Origin of the sequence: Longicatena sp. 210702-DFI.1.196 (assembly GCF_020563125.1) — a bacterium.
In the GTDB taxonomy this organism is placed as follows: Bacteria; Bacillota_I; Bacilli_A; order Erysipelotrichales; family Erysipelotrichaceae; genus Longicatena; species Longicatena caecimuris.
The window spans coordinates 1-18,198 of sequence record NZ_JAJCPX010000047.1 but is presented as its reverse complement, the minus strand read 5'-3'; the positions used below and the strand labels follow the sequence as shown (position 1 = coordinate 18,198).

Below are 18,198 nucleotides of genomic sequence, written 5' to 3'. Positions count from 1 at the left end.
TTATGAGTTTGACGTATTTTTATTTGTGAGGCTATTTCTTATTCGTTACAGCCTCTTTTTTAATATTTCTTAATGCTAATTTTTCCCTTCTGCTTAGCTGTTTTATTGCATATTCTCGTTTACGAGCACTGGCTGCATCCTCACAGGATTCAAAATAATACAACTCCAATGGGCGATGTGCTTTTGTATACTTTGCACCTTTTTTCATAACATGATCATAAAAGCGTTTCCGTAAATTGGTTGTCCATCCACAATACAAAGATTCATCACAGCAACGCAGTAAATACACATAAAAGCCATCTTCATATGGAATTTTAGGTGATGGAACGGACAAAATCGCGGGCTTTTTGTAAATCCGTTTCATCTGGATGAGTTCTTCCCTTCTCATAATTTTTAAGCTGTTCCTGCATATGTACATCATCGGGATGTTCTTTTATCATTTGACGATAACGTGCAATCACAGATTCTTGTACTTTCCCCTGGCATAAGAAATGCCCATACAGTTTGGCATCTTGAAAATGCGTTTCAATGCGTCGTTTGACCATGGTATAATACTCGGAATTATCAGCAGCCCCTAATGTGCCAAATAAGACAATTTTAGCATTTTGCACATGCTCTGCCAACTTTGCGCTGGCTGCATCTAAATCACCTTTATCCACCCAATAACCTAAATAAAGCATATCAAAGTTTTTTAACATGGATACTTTGACATCTTGAATACTCAGTAATTCTGCATCTTCGATTTCATTAGCAAATACTTCTGCTAATTTTCGAGTGTTTCCAGTAGCACTGGAATAAACAATCAGTGACTTCATCTTAAAGCACTTCCTTTCTTAACGAATCGGTACGACGCTTGCTAAACCGCCAAGACTTGTCTCCTTTAATTCTAAAGCAATCTTGCGTCCAGTATAATTCATGGTGTTTACGACCATATCAAAGCTGACCTTATGTTCTCTGACATTACAGATGCTTTGCGCTAAAATAGCTGCATCCATTGCTCTAAGAACTCCTACAGCATTACGTTCAATACAAGGAATCATAACATATCCGCCGACAGGATCACAGGTTAAACCAAGATGATGTTCAATGCCGATTTCTGCCGCATATTCTATTTGGGAACTGCTTCCTCCGCGAAAATATGCCACCATAGCCGCCCCCATTGAAACAGCAGCACCAATTTCTGCCTGACATCCTCCTTGTGCACCAGATATCGTCGCATTTTCCTTAATTAAATTGCCGAATAAACCAGCAATTTTCAAACCATTACGAATGCATTCACGGGAATACCCCAAATTTTTATGGTAATAGTATACCAAAGAAGGTAAGATACCACTGCTGCCTAGCGTTGGTGCCGTAACGGTAATACTGCCACCAGCATTTTCCTCACTGGCACTATATGCATATGCACACAACAATAATTTTTCTTTTTCCACAGCACTTTTGCATTCATCTGCCTGTTCCTTTAATTCTTTTGCTATCCGTTTTAAATGCAGATCGCCTGGTAAGACATCTTCTTTCTGTAAACCACCATCAACCGTTTTGATCATCTGATCCATGATCTTATCCATATAATCACCTAAGGGATCAAACATATTGACATACTCCCATAATTCCATTGCATGGGCTTCACAATATTCTAAAATATCTTTTAGAAAATGATGCGGATAAACATCCTTTCCTTCATTACTTGTTTCTCCTTCAACACGAATTGCTCCACCACCAATTGAATACACAATCATATCCCCAATTTCCTGATTCTTTTCATCAAAAGCAATCAAGCGCATGGTATTGGGATGCTTTAAATCTTTTTTATTCTTGAAAAACACCAAACATGCTTTAGGTTTCATCGTTTCCATAATGATAGCATCTGTTAAATGTCCCTTTCCCGTCAAGGATAAAGAACCATAGAGTTCAACTTCATAATGATGTGCCATAGGATAACGTTTCTGAAATAAACGGCAGGCACGCTGTGGTCCTAATGTATGTGAGGAGGATGGTCCTGGACCAATCCGATATAGTTCTTTTAATGACTTCATATTAAGCTCCTTGCAATTCTAATAAAAACATTTCAAATCCCATTTTTTTATCCAGTAAACCGCCTTTTAATTTCTGATCCAGTGTTGCTAACTTTGCCAACATGCTCATCAGATAAGAAGCGGATAAATTCTGCACACTCTGCATAGCTAATTTTATACGGTATGGATGTGCATGTAATATATCTTTGATCCCATCTTTGGATTCCCCTTGCATCATCAAGGTTTTTACTTCAAACAGAAAACGAAATTGAGATGCTAACAGGGCAATCAGATAAATGGCATCGGTATTAACGACACACAAATCGCACCAAATGCGAAAGGCTTTACGAACATCCTGCTCCACCACCGCATTGACCAACTCAAAAACATCCTCTTCTAACGGTCTGGCTACTAAATGAGCAACCACATCCTGCGTGATATCACCACCATAAAGCTGCAATTTATCAAATGCAGAATGAATGGTTTCCATATCCAGTGGTAATCGTTTCAATAATTCTTGCATGGCCTGTGCATCTACATGCAACTGTCGGCGCTGTATTTCCTCTTTCACACAACTTTGCTTACCGAGATCATCCAGCTTGCGAAATTCTAATACCTTCCAATTTTTTTGAATCAGCTTAATGATTTTTTTGCGTGTATCTAATTTCGCGAAATCACCAATCAGAATTAACACCGTACTTTCCATCGGTTGTTTCACATAATTTTCTAATCCATTGGGATCAATTCCTGTATCATTGGCAGCGGATAAAAAATTTGCATGATAAACAAGAATAATCTTATAGGCAGAGAAAAAAGGAATCGTCATAGCATCCTCTAGGATCGTTTCCAGATCACATTGCAAGGCATCGTATTGAACGGTATTTAATTCATCGCCATCTGCTATATATTCTTTGATGATCGTTTGCAATGTTTTTTTCAAACGAAACTGTTCTTCTCCATACAAGACATAATTCATGCTTATCACCTAGGTAATATTATACCAAATTGCTGCTCAGCCGTCTTGAAAAAACGAAAATATTTACAAATTTTTATTGTAACCCCACCATGTCTTGCACTTATAAGTGGTAAGATACCTTCTTTTTCCATAGCATCCAACACTTCTTGATGAGGATGTCCATAAAAATTATGTCGGCCACTGGATATTAGTGCAAGGGCTGGATGCACTTGATGTAAAAAAGCTGTTGCAGAACTAGTCTTACTGCCGTGATGCCCTATCTTTACGACATCCGCCTCTAATTTAGGATATAGCTGCAATAATTTTTGTTCGCCTTTTATACCTAGATCACCCATAAATAAAAAGGAGGTATCATACAGACGCAGCATCGTAACAATACTATTATCGTTTTCATCTTCACCCTCATAATCTAAAAGAAAAAACTTCATCCATGGTGTTTCCTGTTGTTTTGCCAGCTGTTTATGATCGATAATTTCATCAACATGCATTAATTCTTGCAACTGTGCAACACCACCACTATGGTCCATATCGGCATGTGTCACAATGATCTTATCAAGATGATAAATCCCTTGGGCATGCAAATACGGAACAATAATCTCTTTTGGAATATTTTTCTTTTTATGTCCCATAACATCAATCAAGATAACTTCTTTGTGATAGGGAGTAATAATAAGCGTACAATCGCCTTGTCCAACATCCAGCATCGTAACCGAAGCAAACGGCGAAAGGTAGGGACGTATAAAAAATATAACAAGAAGCAAACATAGGGTAAGACTATCCTTCCAATGTACATAGGAAATATACCGCATTGCTGATAAACACCATAAAATTAACCAAAGGATAGATACACTGCCATACAACGGATAAGAAATCTGCTGTATTAGGCGCAATGCTGCTAACATCCATTGTATCAGCAAAAACAGGTATTCTGTTGCCGGTAGGATAAGCAGCCATGCCAGTACATAGAGAATAGCATAGACTTTACGCAGAAAGGAAAACAGAGCCATTTGCAGCGGATCACATGTATGATAAAACCACATCTGTGCTGGAAAAAGCACCAACATGCCAACTATTTTTTTATTACGCTTTGCGACATGAAACATAAAAACCAGGCGAAAACATACAGGAATCAGTAAAGCAACCTCATAGGCCATAGAAGGCGCTAACAAAATGGTAAAAATCATTGATATACCAAGCGTATCTTTCTCATCAAAATTGGTAAAAAGGCCAGAGATAAGCGAAAAGCAAACTACGCGTAAGATAGAGGAAGATAAAACAGTAAGATAACTCATCCCCATCATTAAAAGAAGTGTAAGCCTATGGGCTTTGGCAAATCCCCATTTGCGTGCCATTCGCTTTGTAAGAAACCGTGATAAAAAAGCAATATGCATACCACTGGATAGCAATAAAAAAGATACTTCTTCTTCATGAATACCATACAGCATGGCTTTTAAAAATTGCTGAATCGCAACATCTTTTGTTTCAATATTGGCATATAATCGATGACGTAACGTAGTCCCTTCTTTGATAAGAGTATAACTTTTTACATTCATACAATATACCATTCCTTTACGTTTTGCCCATGTCGCAAAATGAAACTGTCCCAAATTATGTATACTATCGATTTTCTCATAAGTTCCACGCAATTCTACTACATCATCAAAAGATACCTTTTTCAATCCATATAGTAAAAATCTTCCCTCTTTGTTAGCCCCAATCATATATCCTTGTTTGATTTCTTGTATCTTCACGATACGAGAAGAAATTTCATGCACATCAGACAAACGCTGAATTCTTACAAATACCAGCAAACAAAACACCAGACATATGATTTCTCCTCGATGAAATCGTTTATGAAGAAACCATAGAGCACCCACCAGAAAGAAGAAACTGCTGTATACGGGCAGCCAGCTAAATATAAGGACAATACAGCCAATACATAACCATATGCCCTTCATAAACAAATATGCTCCTTTATTTTATCAAACAATTTATCCCCAATTCCCTTTACCTGTTTCAAATCCTCTAAAGTCTGAAAAGGCATTTGTTTTCGATATTCAACGATACGCTGTGCAATCGAAGGACCAATCCCCGGCAAAGTGTCCAACTCTTCTAGCGTTGCGGCGTTGATGGAAATCTTTGTGATCCTATGTTTTGAGGGTACAACAAGAACACCGTGATGTTCTATATCCATAGTCAGATTTAAACCACTGATATCTGCTTGCTTGGTTAATCCTCCACTTGCTTTTATGGCTTTTTCCACATTCGCATGACGCTCTAATTGGTAGACACCTGGATGCTGTACTTCACCTTTCACTTCCACACTTTTTACAGCACTTTGATAATTACGAACATCTATGACTTCATAACGTTCATAATAAAACAAGAAAAATAAAACACTAAAAAAGATACCTGTCTTTTTCATATAGATCCCTCCATTTAGCTATACGACACAAACAGGCTTTTTCCGTAATAAATTATAAAAAAGATACCCGTATATCTAAAACAGGTATTCTCAATCTTTCAATAGTATAATATAGAAATAGCATTATTATCAAAACGTTCCTATACGCTTAAATTCTTTTATAAAACATAAATGAATCATCTTTTTTGCAGTACTAAAATAGCAGAAAAAAAGCAGAAAACCTGCTTTTTCATACATCGATTACTTCAAATTAACGATTTTAACCTTATAAGGTTCTTCCACATTAGAAACCTCAACAATATCACCCAGCTTATTATCCAACAAAGCAACTGCTAAAGGGGTAATATTGGACAATTTTCCATTTAGTGGATCAGCTTCTATAGAACCAACAATCGTATACGTTTCCTCTTCCTCACTAGAAAGATCTTTAATTGTTACGGTAGAACCTAAACCTACTGTTTTACTACTTGTTTCTTTATCGCCTTCAATGATTTCGGCATTGGCAATCATTGCTTCAAGCTCACGAATTCTAGCTTCTACACGTGCCTGATGGTCACGAGCAGCATCATAATCGGCATTTTCACTAAGGTCACCCTGTGCACGAGCTTCCTGTAATTCTAAAATGACTTCATCACGTACTACATGGATCAGATTATCCTGTTCCTTTAAGAGTTCATCTAACCCTTCTTTGGTTACATAAAACTTTTCGTCTGCCATATTTTCACTCCTATCGTCACATGGTATTATACCACGTTTTCCTGAATAATACTACTTATTTTCGTCATCAACAAATCAATCGCCACCATATTGTGACCCCCTTCTGGGATGATGACATCTGCATAGCGTTTGCTTGGTTCAATGAACAGATTATGCATATCTCTTACCGTACTTGTATATTGTTCAACAACTGACTCTAATGTCCTGCCTCGCTGTTTTACATCACGCAACAAGCGACGTATAAAACGAATATCTGCATCAGTATCAACAAAAATCTTAATATCGCATAAATTACGTAAATCTTCGTTTTCCAAAACAAACAGTCCTTCAATGACAATAACATCACTTGGTTCTATATGCTCAATGCTATGCGAGCGGGTATGTTGAACAAAATCATAGGTTGGTTTTTCTATAGCCTTGCCCATAGTCAGCTCTTTCAACTGTTTTACTAATAAAGCATTGTCGAAAGCAAAAGGATGATCGTAATTCGTTTTTACACGCTCTTCCATCGTCTTCTCGCTTTGATCTTTATAATAATCATCCTGTCGGATAATGACGACGGACTGAGTGTTCTCATAACGATCTTTCAACTGCTGTGAAATCGATGTTTTACCTGAAGCACTGCCTCCGGCTATTCCGATTACAATCGTTTTTTTCATCACATACACCTTCTTATTTATTCAAATGGAACTTTTCTTGATTCTGTAACTGTTCCTCATAAGATTTCGCATAATGAACTTTACCATCGCCATATACATCCGCAACAAAATACAGATAATCACTCTTTGTCGGATGCAAAACGGCTTGTATTGCATCTTCTCCCGGATTTAAAATCGGACCGATCGGTAAGCCTTTATACTTATATGTATTGTATAAGGAATCAATATCCGGATTCACTTCACAGTCTTCTCCACTTGTTAGATCATCATACAATGCATAACATACGGTAACACTGGATTGTAACATCATATCTTTATCTAAGCGATTAAAGAAAACACCGGCAATCAATTGCATATCCTCTTTCGTACTTGCCTCATATTGAACCATACTGGCAAGAGTTAGGATTTCATGCATAGTGAATTTACTGGAAACAATATCCTTTTCATATTTCTGATAGATTTTTTGAAAATGATCCAAAAATGTTTTGGTAATTTCCTTTTCATCCGCATCCTTTGCAAACGTATACGTTTCCGGGAACAAATAGCCTTCCAGTTTCACTCGTGTCTTATCGTTTAAGATATCCTTTGTCAAAAAAGGATATGTCTTCATAAGTTCTTTAAGATAGGTATCATCATTCCACAGTTTTAACAAATTCTTTGCATTTACACCTAGCTTGTGTTGCAATGACTGTGCAATATCTTTCGCCCACATACCTTCCTTAAACGTAATCATCACTTCATTTTGCTTTGCTTTTTTAACATCATTCAAGTTTTCTAAAATCGTTTCTGTATCCCAAGAACGATCCAATGTAAAGACACCAAATTTGATGTCATTCAAGCCTTGCAGTTTCATGCACAGCTTTGCTGCCTGTACATCCTGTATCAATCCAGCTTTTTCCAACTTGTCTAATACAGACGCATTACCTTCGCCTTCTTTTACTTCAAAGATGACTTTTTCTGGTGTGGTTGATGGAGCTTTTAGCTTTGCGGTATACATAGAAAAGGCTGTGACACCAATAACCAAACAGATAATAACAAGGACGGCAGGTATCAGAATCTTCTTATTCTTCAGCGCCTTCATCTTCTTGGAACGCTCCTATCACTTCTTCGATCATCTGCCATTCCTCATCTGTTTCAACCGGCATCAGATTGCCTTCATCATCATAAGCAGAGGCAAAAACCTCTTCTCCTTCATCTTCAGGATCCGCAAACACTACATATTTGCGTCCTTTTTCCTCATCTTCAAATGTGAATAAAATTTCCATTTCTTTTTCATTGCCACTTTCATCTGTGACAAACATCGTATTTGTTTCTAACATTATATCCTCCTGTAGAAAGGGGCTTTTACAGCCCCTGATGATTTCTATCTAGATAGCCTTGTAAAATCTGAACAGCAGCCATCTGATCAATAACTTTCTTGCGCTTCTTGCGGGATACATCTGCACTGATAAGAATGCGTTCAGCTGCAACAGTTGTCAAACGTTCATCCCAAAGTATCACTTCCACACCTAAGGTTTCTAGTTTTTCTTTAAACATGATGGAAATCTCCCCGCGAATACCGACATCTCCATTCATATGCTTAGGCAATCCCAGCACTGCCTTTTTTACCTGAAATTCATCGATGTATTTTTTTATCTGCGTCAAAGCGGAATCATAATCATCCTGTTCAAAACGTATGGTTTCGACGGGACGTGCTATCATCCCTAAGGCATCACTCACACTGACCCCCAATGTACGTGAACCAAGATCAAGTCCTAAGATTCGCATCAATGCTGATCATCTTCCAGATAAGCGCGCACTAACTCTTCAATAATTTCATAGCGCTCTACGCTTTGGATAATGCTGCGGGCATTGTTATGGGAAGAAATGTATGCAGGATCATTGCTGATAAGATATCCGGCCAGCTGGTTCACCGAATTATAGCCACGCTCATCCAACGCTTCCTTCACGACACGTAATACATGCTTGATATTGTCACGCTTTAAATCATCTGATTTAAAAGACATCGTCTCTGTAATATCTCTCATCGTATTACCTCCTTTTTTTATCTTTCTTTCATTTTATCCTATTTTCTATAAAATTGAAACCCTAAGACAGTTTATTTTTAATGAATTCCACGGCTTCATCCACTTTCGTCACATCTTTGCCACCGGCCTGCGCAAGATCTGCTCTTCCTCCGCCTTTGCCATCACAAAGCATTGCTGCCTCTTTTACCAAATCGCCACACTTAATACCATCAGCCACAGCCAATTTATCTGCGCCAGCAACAAATACAACCTTATCGTTGCAAACACTTGCTAAAAAGACTATTACATGTTCTTTTTGTGCTTTGATGGTACTAGCGATATCTTTTAACGCATTAGCGTCAGCACCATCCATGCGTTTGATCAATACATGACGACCATTGCACTCTTTCACCTCATGGATCAATTCATTCGCCTTCAGTGTGAACATCTCACTTTGCAAAGCAGCCGATTCCTTTTTCAGCTGCGCATTTTCATGCAACACTTGTTCTACTTTCGTATCTACATTGACAATACTCTTCATCTTCAGATCATCTGCTATATGACGCAGTGTCTTTTCTTCCGCAGCAAAGTCTTCATAAGCACTATAGCCTGTCTTTGCCGTAATACGGCGGATACCGCTACCAATACTTTCCTCAGAGATAATCTTGCATATACCAATTTCCTGTGTGTTATTTACATGACAGCCACCACAGAATTCTTTTGACACATCGCCCATTGTAACAACCCGGACAACATCCCCGTATTTTTCATCAAACAATGCGGTAGCTCCGCTTTGCTTTGCTTCTTCAATCGGCATTTCCACCTTACTTACAGGATGATGTTCACTGATAAAGCGGTTTACCAGTTGTTCAATTTCCTTTAACTGCTGCACACTTACCTTTTCAAAGTGTGTAAAGTCAAAGCGTAGATATTCATCACTGACAAAACTACCAGCTTGTTGAATATGATTTCCAACAACTTTCTTCAAAGCACTTTGTAATAAATGTGTACAAGAGTGATTGCTGGTGATAATATCACGTTTTTTATTATCCACTGCCAGTTGCAGCTTGCTGCCAACATGCAAACATCCTTCTTCTATAACAACCTTATGTAAATGCTGTTTATGTGGTGCTTTCACAGTATTGACAATACGGCCTAATGCATCCCCCATAAAGCTGCCACTGTCCCCTATCTGGCCTCCACTTTCCGCATAAAAGACGGTTGTGTCTAAGATGATATCGCCTTCATCAGATATAGCATCCACTTGCTTACCATCTTTAAATAAAGCTATGACCTGTGCATCACATGTTCTTTCATCATAACCGATAAACTTACTATCTTGTGTAAAGGCCATTAAATCTGCTGACTGACTAGACATAGATTCCACATCTTCACGAGCATTGCGGGCACGCTCGCGCTGTTTTTTCATCTCTTCATCAAAGCCTTGCACATCTACTTGATATCCACTTTCTTCTGCTATCTCGCATGTCAATTCTAATGGGAACCCATAGGTGTCATACAACTTAAAAGCCGTCACACCATCCAATAACTTATTATCTTTATTTTTTTCCATAACATCCAGCAATAATTTTTCACCATCTGCCAGTGTAGCATGGAAACGTTCTTCCTCAGCTTTTACCAGTTTTTCAATATAATCAATTTTTTCTTCGATATATGGATAAAAGTCTTTCATGATTTCATAAACAACCGGTACCAGCTTATACATAAAGGCACCTTCAATTTTCAATTTTCTGCCAAAACGAACAGCTCGGCGTAAGACACGGCGTAACACATAGCCACGTCCTTCATTGGCGAATAATGCACCATCCGCTAACGCAAAGGTCACGGTACGGATATGATCCGCTATAACACGAAACGCCATTTTGTTTTCAGCATCTTCATAACGCATGGACGTATATTGTTCACATGCATGAATAAGCGGCAAGAATAAATCGGTATCAAAATTAGTTTCACCATTTTGCACCAAACAGGTCAAACGCTCTAATCCCATACCGGTATCAATGTTTTTCTGTGGCAATTCTTTATAATCCTTGCGTGCAACTCCTTCTTTGGCATCAAACTGAGAAAAGACATTATTCCAGACTTCAATATAGCGGTCATTTTCCATCTCTTCAAAAAACAGTTTTTCACCCAGTCCTTCTGGATCATATGCTTCCCCACGATCATAGAAGATTTCCGTATCCGGTCCACATGGTCCTTCTCCGATTTGCCAAAAGTTATCCGCTGTTTTTAAGATGTGCGAAGGATCCACACCAATTTCGTTTGTCCAAATATCATATGCTTCTTCATCATCAATATACACCGTGATATACAAACGATCTTTATCAAAACCAATATACTCTTCACTAGTTAAAAATTCCCAAGCAAAATGAATTGCCTCTTTTTTAAAGTAATCCCCAATTGAAAAATTACCGAGCATTTCAAAAAAGGTGTGATGACGTGCCGTCTTACCAACATTTTCAATATCATTTGTACGAATAGATTTCTGAGCATTGGCAATTCTTGGACATTCCGGTTTCACTGTTCCATCAAAATATTTCTTTAACGCCGCAACTCCGGCATTGATCCATAACAAAGTAGGATCATTGTGAGGAATCAGACTAGCGCCTGGTTCAATCATGTGTCCATGTTTCTTAAAGTAATCAAGAAACAGTTGTCGTATCTGGTTACCTGTTAAATTTTTCATGTCAACTTCCTCCTTAAGCATAAAAAAACGTTCCTTATCCAGGAACGCAATCATCATTACGCGGTACCATCCCGGTTCACTTTCACTGAAAGCACACCTTACTTATCATCGTTAACGCCGATGTTCTCGCGAAAAGCTCCAAAGCAGCCTTCCATCCATCCTGACACGAAAACTTCCACCTTCCGTTTTCTCTCTATGCCGCAGCAGGGATGTACTCCTCTTCTTCTACGCTTTTTTATTCCTTCGCTATTATAACAAATTCTTATTTTACACGCAAGCCATTCTCACACGATTATCATTCATCATGAATTTCGTCACTGCATACTACCATCGCAAATATCATGGTATTGTCTCCTCTGCCATCACTTCATCAAAATCTCGCCAGATGTCTTCCCATTCTCCTACCTTATCACTTGTTTTCGAATGCAGATAGCTGCGGAAAACGATTTGGGCTACAGCCGCAAAAATAGGGGATAATATCACACCTATGACACCAAAAAAAGCATCCGATATAAAAATAAAGACAAACGTTAACAGCGGTCGTACGTTCATAGTGCGATTAAAGATCAAAGGCTGGATAATATTAGATTCTATCTGTTGAATACTCCAGACGATGAAAAACATCATCCATGGGTAATGGTCATAATGTAAAGCTGCTACGGCTGCTATTAAGATAAGCCCTAAAGTAGCTCCAACATAAGGAAATAAATTTAACAATGCCAAAATCATAGCATAGAGTAAAGCATTTGGAAAACGATAAAGACTTAAGACAATCCCGACACTGACAATAATGAATAAAAGATCTAGCATGGTGCCTGCCAAATATTGATAAATGATATTGCTCAGCGTATGATAAAAAGTCGCAACCCGTGTTACATTTGGTACTATTTTCTTTGCTGTACGTTTCCAAAAATCCATATCGATGGAAATAAAGAACGCAATAATATACGCAATACCATAGTCCGTTAAAGTGTCAATGACACTTTTTGCTGAATCTATTGCTATTATATACCCTTCCTGCATATAATTTTGCTTTAGCGTTTTCAAATTGTCATACGCAATATGATGTTGTTTTAAAAAGCCTTCCAACTGTTGCAGCCATCGTGGGACAAGTTGTGCCAACTCGAGCGCCTGTTGATACAACAAAGGTAATAAAACAGCTAAAAATGCACCTAGAATCGCCAACAAGCCAATATAAACTAACATTACACTGACCTTTAAAGAAAATTTTTGTTGTACTCGATCAATGATTGGCTGAAGGAAAAAAGCTAATAATACACCACTTAGAATAGGTAAAAAAGCACGATAAATAGCAGCTAACCATGCATCTAATGCCAATTGTTTAATAATTAATAGCAAAAGAAAGATACATGCTAAGCAAGGAAGAAGCTGTTTCGCATGAAACAATATTCGTTCATATCGTTGTTTCATAAAAGAAAAACCCCATTCGTGGGGTTAATCCAAATCCATACAATCACAAATTTGATCCATCGCCTTATGGTAATTCTTTTTCATTTTCTTCTCAGCTTTTTTTGACTGATGACAAAGATCCTCAATTTCCTCATCTTTCATATAGCCAAGATATAAACCCATTAAAAATCCCATAACGGCAGCACCTAAACATTTGTTCATGCGTATCACTCCTTCTTACACATCTAGTATGGTAAGCTTTGATGAAGTTATGCATGAAACAATTTGCGAATTCGCATTTCTAAGGTGCTATTACGCTGATGACGTTCTTTGCGTGTTACCGCTTTATGTAACATATCACGCTCTCCCAATAAAACAAGACTTTTCTTCGCCCTAGTAACTGCGGTATATAATAAGCGCTTGCTCATCATATAGGCATATTCTGAAACAATTGGCAAGATAACAATGGGATATTCACTGCCTTGTGCTTTATGAATGGAAATACAAAATGCATGGGTAATATTATATAGCTGTTCATTGCTATATTCCACCATGATACCATCAAAATCAACAAGTAATTGATGCTTCTGTCCTACACTTTCAGAAGCATAAGCGATATCTACAATTTCTCCAATATCACCATTATACACCTCATCTTCGGGCTGATTTTTCAGTTGCAAGACCTTATCACCCACACGAAAGATGCGATAGCCAACTTTTAGTTCTCGTTTATGAGCTGTTGAAGGATTCATCATTTTTTGTAAAGCATTATTCAAAGCATCAATTCCGGCTACCCCTCCATACTTTGGAGCTAACACCTGAATATCCTTTGATTCATAGCCTTTTTCTAAAGCATTGGCAACAATACGAACAACCAAGTCACGCACTTCATAATTCTGCGCATCAAAAAAGGCAATGTCTTTAGCATAATCTAATACTGTAATCTGTTCTTCTCGTATTTCATGAGCAAGCGCAATCACATCACTTCCCTCACTTTGACGAAATATTTTATGCAAGCGAGTGACGGCAAATTGTTCACAAGCAATCAGATCTTTTAATACGCTACCACATCCAACACTTGGCAATTGATCCTCATCTCCGATGATCAAGATTTTCTTTACTAGTTTTGAAGCTTTTAAAAGATTATAAAACAACCATTGATCCACCATGCTGAACTCATCAATGATCAGCAAATCACATTGCAATGGTTCTTTTTCATTCACCAAGAAGGTATTCGATTCTAAATCCCAACGCAATAAACTATGAATCGTAGTAGCATTACAACCACAAAGCTCACTCAAACGTTTAGCAGCTCTTCCTGTTGGTGCACATACAGCAATTACATCATTTGGATAATGCTGTTTATAAAGCGTTAAAACACCTTGGACAATCGTTGTTTTACCAGTACCAGGTCCTCCTGTCAAAATTGAAAAGGAATGCGCAAAAAACGTAAGAATGGATTCTTTCTGTCTCTCCTCATATTGTATGTGTAATGTTTGTTCCAACTCTTCCATGTCTTGCATGAGTTCTTCTTTTAAAGTTGGTTCTTGTTCTTCAAAAGGAAACATTGCCAAAAAAGCAGCAATACCTGTTTCACTATCATACTGTGTATGGTGATAGATTCGCTCCTCTTCTCTATGTATGAGAAATTCTTTTGCCAATTCATCTAAGTAAGAAGACAAATCTACATCTTTAAACTCTTTTTCAACACGCTTTGTCAAATCCTCAGTAGTCACAAAAGTATCGCCACTCGCCATGCACATCTCCAATATCATAGACAATATAGCAGCTTTGATACGGTAGGGATGATTTAATCCAAAAGATAGCTCCTGTGCTAATTTATCAGCAGTCTTAAAACCTATACCATCAATTTCTTCAATCAAGCGATAAGGGTTTTCTTTAATAAGGGCAACCGCCTCTTGCCCATACTTTGCCTCAAATTTCATGATATTGCGGACACTGATACCAAAACGAGTAAAGAAAAAAGTCGTATCATCAACATCATCATGTTCATGAATTCCATCTAAAATAACTTGGCGTTTTTTAGGCGTAAAGGATGGTATCTGTAATAAGACTTGCTCATCCTCTTTGATTCGTTCAATGACATTTGGCCCTAAAGTCTCTACTAAGAGCTTAGCGCTCTGTTTTCCAATGCCCGGGAATAAAGAACTTGCAAAAAAACGAATTAAACTCTCATCATCCTGTGGCATGACTTTTTCATATGCTTTTACCTGAAACTGCATACCATAACGAGGATGATCTACATAACTGCCATGTAGACGGTAAATAACTTCTTCCTGTAATTCTCGAAAGAAACCTGTAGCGATAAAATCTTCTTCATTCGCATCATAGGTTATAAATTTACCAACAGCATATCCATTTGCCTCATTATAAAATATCGTATGCAGCAGTTTTGCCTCTAAAATCAGTTCTTCTTCCATTATGGCCTCCTTACATTATAATGTTAAAAACAAAGAAAGGATAGCAAGAATATTGTTGCACATATGTACCCCTGTACTAACGATAATGGAATTGCTTTTTTCATACCCATAAGCTAAAACAAGACCAATACCAGTATATAGAAACAGATATGTCACATCCGTGAAATTCCCTTCGATAAGAGAATCCATGATATGGATAAAGCCAAAGAGAAAGGAGCTGATCAACATTGCCCAACTGAAAGATACACGTGAGCGTAAACATGTAAAAACACCACCACGAAAAATGGTTTCTTCAACGATCGGCGCAAAGATCATACTAGAAAAAATCGTAAAAGCCGGAGCAACAATAGCGTTCTCGGCAATAACTTTTTGATTTTCACTATCCCCTGTCTGAGTGATGATACTTACCAAGATATTTAATATATAATTTGCCATAACCGTAAGAAATACAAGTGCAAAAATCATAGGTAAATATTTTTTCCAATTCGCTTTGAATTGTAAAATGGAATCCAGCCAAATCGGCTTTGCGACCCAAATAACAAAAACCATAATCATGACATAAGACACAACGGAAATAGGAATGTTAAAGGTTGTTGCTTGCGGATCCACCATTAAGGTTAAAACCGTTAATATCCGTGGTAACAAATACGTATAACCAACAAAATAGAAAAGTAATAAAAGGATACAGCGCGTAGAGGAAAGATGTTTCATATTAGTTTTTTCCATGGGCTACATGCTCCTCTATTTTTTTCTGCATACTGATACCATCACAGAAAACCTCTTCAATGACACCACCGCCTAAGCATTCTTGACCATCATAAAAGACAGCTTCTTGTCCACAGGTAACACTAGCCACACCTTGTGGATAGCATACAAGAACGGTTGTTTCATCAATAAACTGTAAAGATATCTCATGATCTTGTTGACGATAGCGGAATTTTGCAGTACATGCATATTCGTTTTCTGGTTTATGCGGGCGCAGCCAATTCACGCCAGATACAATGCAACTAGTAGAATATAACCAGTCTTTTTCATTTCCATTGGTCACATACAGAATGTTTTTATGTACATCCTTACCTACTACAAACCATGGGCCTTTATTACCACCAATACCTAATCCTTTTCGCTGCCCTATCGTATAATATAAAACCCCGATATGACGACCAATTACTTCTAATGAATGAATATCAACGATATCACCATCTTGACTTGGTAAATAATTTTGTAAAAACTCTTTAAAATTACGTTCTCCAATAAAACAAATACCCGTAGAATCTTTCTTAGTAGCTACACTTTCTAATTCAAGTTTCTGTGCAATTACACGAACTTCTGCTTTATTCAAATTACCGATTGGGAATAATGCGTGTGCTAATGCATCTTGAGAAACCTGGCAAAGAAAATATGTCTGATCTTTATTTGAATCAGCGCCACGTAACATACGGCTATATAAAGGTGTGTGTTCCACCTGTGCATAATGTCCCGTTGCTAAAATATCAAACCCCAGTTTTCTGGCATATTTCATGAATGCATCAAACTTGATATATTTATTGCATAAAATATCTGGATTGGGTGTTCTCCCTTTTTGATATTCATCCAAGAAATACGTAAATACATTATCCCAATATTCCTTTACAAAATCCACCCGCAATAAAGGAAGTCCTAGCTTATCTGCGACAGCTTTTGCATCAAGGTAATCCTGCTCCTGCGGGCATACATCATCTTGAATCGTAGGATTTCCCATAATATCATTATTGGCAAATGAATCCCAATTGCGCATGAATGCACAGGTTACATCATAACCCTGCTCTTTTAAAATATAAGCGGCAACGGCAGAATCCACGCCGCCTGATAAACCTAATAATACCTTTTGTGCCATTTTCATCACCATTTCTTTTATCTTTATATATTAAGGATTTCAATGAAAGTTATACCACATTAAACGCGAAAAAGCCAGTCATCCTTGTAAGATATAAATTTTCTGACAAACTATCATAAAATTTGGTTATTTTTTACGAGTTTTCCAGATAAACATTAAAATAGATTGTACAGTATGTGAAATTATGTTAAAATACTAACACATAAAAATCTTATGATAGAATATTTATGTTACTATGAAGACGAGGAGAAAAAAACGTATGAAAAAATTATTAGCTTGCTTATGTGTTGTCACTTTATTAGCCGGATGTGGCGGAAGTGGTAACAAATCAGAATCAAAAACTTGCAGTATTACACAAAATGGTATGACGTTAGCTGCAACATTCAACGCAAAAGATGATGAAATCAAAACTGCTGACATGAATGTAACGGTACCTGCTTCTGCTTTAGGTGGTGTTGATCTTAGTACACTGTCTGATGATCAGAAAAAAATGATGCAGACACAGTTAGAATCATCTTTGGGAATTAAAGAAGATGATGGTATGAAAGTATCTTTCGACTTTAAGGATAAAGATATTGTTGTAAAAATCAATATGGATTTCACAAAGACAGACAGCAGTTCACTGAAGAAATTTGGCTTTGGTAGTGATACGGACATGTCTTTGAAAAACACTGTAAAACAAGCAGAAAAACAGGGAGCTACTTGTAAATAATCCATTCACTATAAGATAGTCTCAAAAAGATTCCTCATGGGGAATCTTTTTTCTATTTGTTAAATAACTATTTACCAATGATCATTGAATAATCTTCTAACTCTCATTTGAAAACTTAAATCAATACCGTTCAAATTTTTTATATTGCAAACTCATAATAATATGAGAAGGGGTTCCTCACATAAGGAATGTGTTTAGGTTTCTTTCTCTATATAGAAAAAAACCTGTCCTTCTCAGAACAGGTCTTCCTACCT

General features: G+C 37.4%; 19 protein-coding genes. 1 reads left to right on the top strand and 18 read right to left on the bottom strand.

The window, feature by feature from the left end:
* Window positions 1-31: 31 nt before the first annotated feature.
* The 18 genes from LI241_RS14185 to mnmA form a co-directional block, all read right to left on the bottom strand.
* Window positions 32-289 (bottom strand): GIY-YIG nuclease family protein, encoded by a 258-nt coding sequence (locus LI241_RS14185; protein ID WP_017144642.1) that lies wholly within the window; start codon window positions 287-289, stop codon window positions 32-34.
* 25 nt (window positions 290-314) lie between these two features.
* Window positions 315-815 (bottom strand): flavodoxin family protein BilS, encoded by a 501-nt coding sequence (bilS, locus tag LI241_RS14180; RefSeq protein WP_008688714.1) that lies wholly within the window; start codon window positions 813-815, stop codon window positions 315-317.
* An 18-nt stretch (window positions 816-833) separates the two neighbouring features.
* Window positions 834-2,036 (bottom strand): L-serine ammonia-lyase, iron-sulfur-dependent, subunit alpha, encoded by a 1,203-nt coding sequence (locus tag LI241_RS14175; RefSeq protein WP_008688715.1) that lies wholly within the window; start codon window positions 2,034-2,036, stop codon window positions 834-836.
* A gap of 1 nt (window position 2,037) precedes the next feature.
* The gene (holA, locus tag LI241_RS14170; RefSeq protein WP_008688716.1) at window positions 2,038-2,991 is read right to left on the bottom strand and encodes a DNA polymerase III subunit delta; all 954 of its coding nucleotides are present in this window, start codon (window positions 2,989-2,991) and stop codon (window positions 2,038-2,040) included.
* A gap of 5 nt (window positions 2,992-2,996) precedes the next feature.
* Window positions 2,997-4,949 carry a ComEC/Rec2 family competence protein gene (locus LI241_RS14165; RefSeq protein WP_008688718.1) on the bottom strand — a complete coding sequence of 651 codons (1,953 nt, stop codon included), beginning with the start codon at window positions 4,947-4,949 and terminating at the stop codon, window positions 2,997-2,999.
* A complete protein-coding gene (locus LI241_RS14160) occupies window positions 4,946-5,416 on the bottom strand; it encodes a helix-hairpin-helix domain-containing protein (protein WP_008688720.1) in 471 nt (156 codons plus the stop codon). Before LI241_RS14160 ends, LI241_RS14165 begins: the two co-directional genes overlap by 4 nt.
* Window positions 5,417-5,656: 240 nt before the next feature.
* Complete coding sequence (gene greA / locus LI241_RS14155; protein WP_008688722.1) at window positions 5,657-6,133, bottom strand: transcription elongation factor GreA; 477 nt, start codon at window positions 6,131-6,133, stop codon at window positions 5,657-5,659.
* Window positions 6,134-6,159: 26 nt separating this feature from the next.
* Window positions 6,160-6,792: a uridine kinase gene (gene udk, locus LI241_RS14150; protein WP_008688724.1), complete on the bottom strand. Its 633-nt coding sequence runs from the start codon at window positions 6,790-6,792 to the stop codon at window positions 6,160-6,162.
* Between the two features lie 13 nt (window positions 6,793-6,805).
* A complete protein-coding gene (gene mltG, locus LI241_RS14145; protein WP_227151386.1) occupies window positions 6,806-7,873 on the bottom strand; it encodes an endolytic transglycosylase MltG in 1,068 nt (355 codons plus the stop codon).
* Window positions 7,854-8,111 (bottom strand): DUF1292 domain-containing protein, encoded by a 258-nt coding sequence (locus LI241_RS14140; protein WP_008688727.1) that lies wholly within the window; start codon window positions 8,109-8,111, stop codon window positions 7,854-7,856. The genes mltG and LI241_RS14140 overlap by 20 nt, the downstream gene beginning before the upstream one ends.
* A gap of 25 nt (window positions 8,112-8,136) precedes the next feature.
* Window positions 8,137-8,559, bottom strand: a complete 423-nt coding sequence (gene ruvX / locus LI241_RS14135; protein ID WP_008688729.1) for a Holliday junction resolvase RuvX — start codon at window positions 8,557-8,559, stop codon at window positions 8,137-8,139.
* The gene (locus LI241_RS14130; RefSeq protein ID WP_008688731.1) at window positions 8,559-8,819 is read right to left on the bottom strand and encodes an IreB family regulatory phosphoprotein; all 261 of its coding nucleotides are present in this window, start codon (window positions 8,817-8,819) and stop codon (window positions 8,559-8,561) included. Before LI241_RS14130 ends, ruvX begins: the two co-directional genes overlap by 1 nt.
* Before the next feature lie 61 nt (window positions 8,820-8,880).
* A complete protein-coding gene (gene alaS, locus LI241_RS14125) occupies window positions 8,881-11,562 on the bottom strand; it encodes an alanine--tRNA ligase (RefSeq protein ID WP_370632782.1) in 2,682 nt (893 codons plus the stop codon).
* Between the two features lie 282 nt (window positions 11,563-11,844).
* On the bottom strand, window positions 11,845-12,936 hold the full coding sequence (locus LI241_RS14120; protein WP_008688736.1) for an AI-2E family transporter: 1,092 nt from the start codon (window positions 12,934-12,936) through the stop codon (window positions 11,845-11,847).
* A gap of 24 nt (window positions 12,937-12,960) precedes the next feature.
* On the bottom strand, window positions 12,961-13,137 hold the full coding sequence (locus LI241_RS14115; RefSeq protein WP_008688737.1) for a hypothetical protein: 177 nt from the start codon (window positions 13,135-13,137) through the stop codon (window positions 12,961-12,963).
* A 47-nt stretch (window positions 13,138-13,184) separates the two neighbouring features.
* Window positions 13,185-15,356, bottom strand: coding sequence for an ATP-dependent RecD-like DNA helicase (locus LI241_RS14110; protein ID WP_008688739.1), 2,172 nt, complete (start codon window positions 15,354-15,356; stop codon window positions 13,185-13,187).
* A gap of 15 nt (window positions 15,357-15,371) precedes the next feature.
* Window positions 15,372-16,082 carry a CPBP family intramembrane glutamic endopeptidase gene (locus LI241_RS14105; protein ID WP_227151382.1) on the bottom strand — a complete coding sequence of 237 codons (711 nt, stop codon included), beginning with the start codon at window positions 16,080-16,082 and terminating at the stop codon, window positions 15,372-15,374.
* Window positions 16,069-17,232, bottom strand: coding sequence for a tRNA 2-thiouridine(34) synthase MnmA (gene mnmA / locus LI241_RS14100; protein ID WP_008688744.1), 1,164 nt, complete (start codon window positions 17,230-17,232; stop codon window positions 16,069-16,071). Before mnmA ends, LI241_RS14105 begins: the two co-directional genes overlap by 14 nt.
* A 259-nt stretch (window positions 17,233-17,491) precedes the next feature.
* Between mnmA and LI241_RS14095 the strand changes: the two genes are divergently transcribed.
* Window positions 17,492-17,944 carry a DUF1307 domain-containing protein gene (locus tag LI241_RS14095; RefSeq protein WP_008688746.1) on the top strand — a complete coding sequence of 151 codons (453 nt, stop codon included), beginning with the start codon at window positions 17,492-17,494 and terminating at the stop codon, window positions 17,942-17,944.
* Window positions 17,945-18,198: the final 254 nt, after the last annotated feature.

Coding starts and splice junctions, on each gene's coding strand:
- mnmA (WP_008688744.1), bottom strand. CDS start 17,232: ATGGCACAAAAGGTATTATTAGGTTTATCAGGCGGCGTGGATTCTGCC.
- LI241_RS14105 (WP_227151382.1), bottom strand. CDS start 16,082: ATGGAAAAAACTAATATGAAACATCTTTCCTCTACGCGCTGTATCCTT.
- holA (WP_008688716.1), bottom strand. CDS start 2,991: ATGAATTATGTCTTGTATGGAGAAGAACAGTTTCGTTTGAAAAAAACA.
- LI241_RS14175 (WP_008688715.1), bottom strand. CDS start 2,036: ATGAAGTCATTAAAAGAACTATATCGGATTGGTCCAGGACCATCCTCC.
- mltG (WP_227151386.1), bottom strand. CDS start 7,873: ATGAAGGCGCTGAAGAATAAGAAGATTCTGATACCTGCCGTCCTTGTT.
- LI241_RS14110 (WP_008688739.1), bottom strand. CDS start 15,356: ATGGAAGAAGAACTGATTTTAGAGGCAAAACTGCTGCATACGATATTT.
- LI241_RS14120 (WP_008688736.1), bottom strand. CDS start 12,936: ATGAAACAACGATATGAACGAATATTGTTTCATGCGAAACAGCTTCTT.
- LI241_RS14095 (WP_008688746.1), top strand. CDS start 17,492: ATGAAAAAATTATTAGCTTGCTTATGTGTTGTCACTTTATTAGCCGGA.
- LI241_RS14160 (WP_008688720.1), bottom strand. CDS start 5,416: ATGAAAAAGACAGGTATCTTTTTTAGTGTTTTATTTTTCTTGTTTTAT.
- LI241_RS14140 (WP_008688727.1), bottom strand. CDS start 8,111: ATGTTAGAAACAAATACGATGTTTGTCACAGATGAAAGTGGCAATGAA.
- udk (WP_008688724.1), bottom strand. CDS start 6,792: ATGAAAAAAACGATTGTAATCGGAATAGCCGGAGGCAGTGCTTCAGGT.
- greA (WP_008688722.1), bottom strand. CDS start 6,133: ATGGCAGACGAAAAGTTTTATGTAACCAAAGAAGGGTTAGATGAACTC.
- LI241_RS14115 (WP_008688737.1), bottom strand. CDS start 13,137: ATGAACAAATGTTTAGGTGCTGCCGTTATGGGATTTTTAATGGGTTTA.
- LI241_RS14165 (WP_008688718.1), bottom strand. CDS start 4,949: ATGAAGGGCATATGGTTATGTATTGGCTGTATTGTCCTTATATTTAGC.
- alaS (WP_370632782.1), bottom strand. CDS start 11,562: ATGATGATTGCGTTCCTGGATAAGGAACGTTTTTTTATGCTTAAGGAG.
- LI241_RS14130 (WP_008688731.1), bottom strand. CDS start 8,819: ATGAGAGATATTACAGAGACGATGTCTTTTAAATCAGATGATTTAAAG.
- ruvX (WP_008688729.1), bottom strand. CDS start 8,559: ATGCGAATCTTAGGACTTGATCTTGGTTCACGTACATTGGGGGTCAGT.
- bilS (WP_008688714.1), bottom strand. CDS start 815: ATGAAGTCACTGATTGTTTATTCCAGTGCTACTGGAAACACTCGAAAA.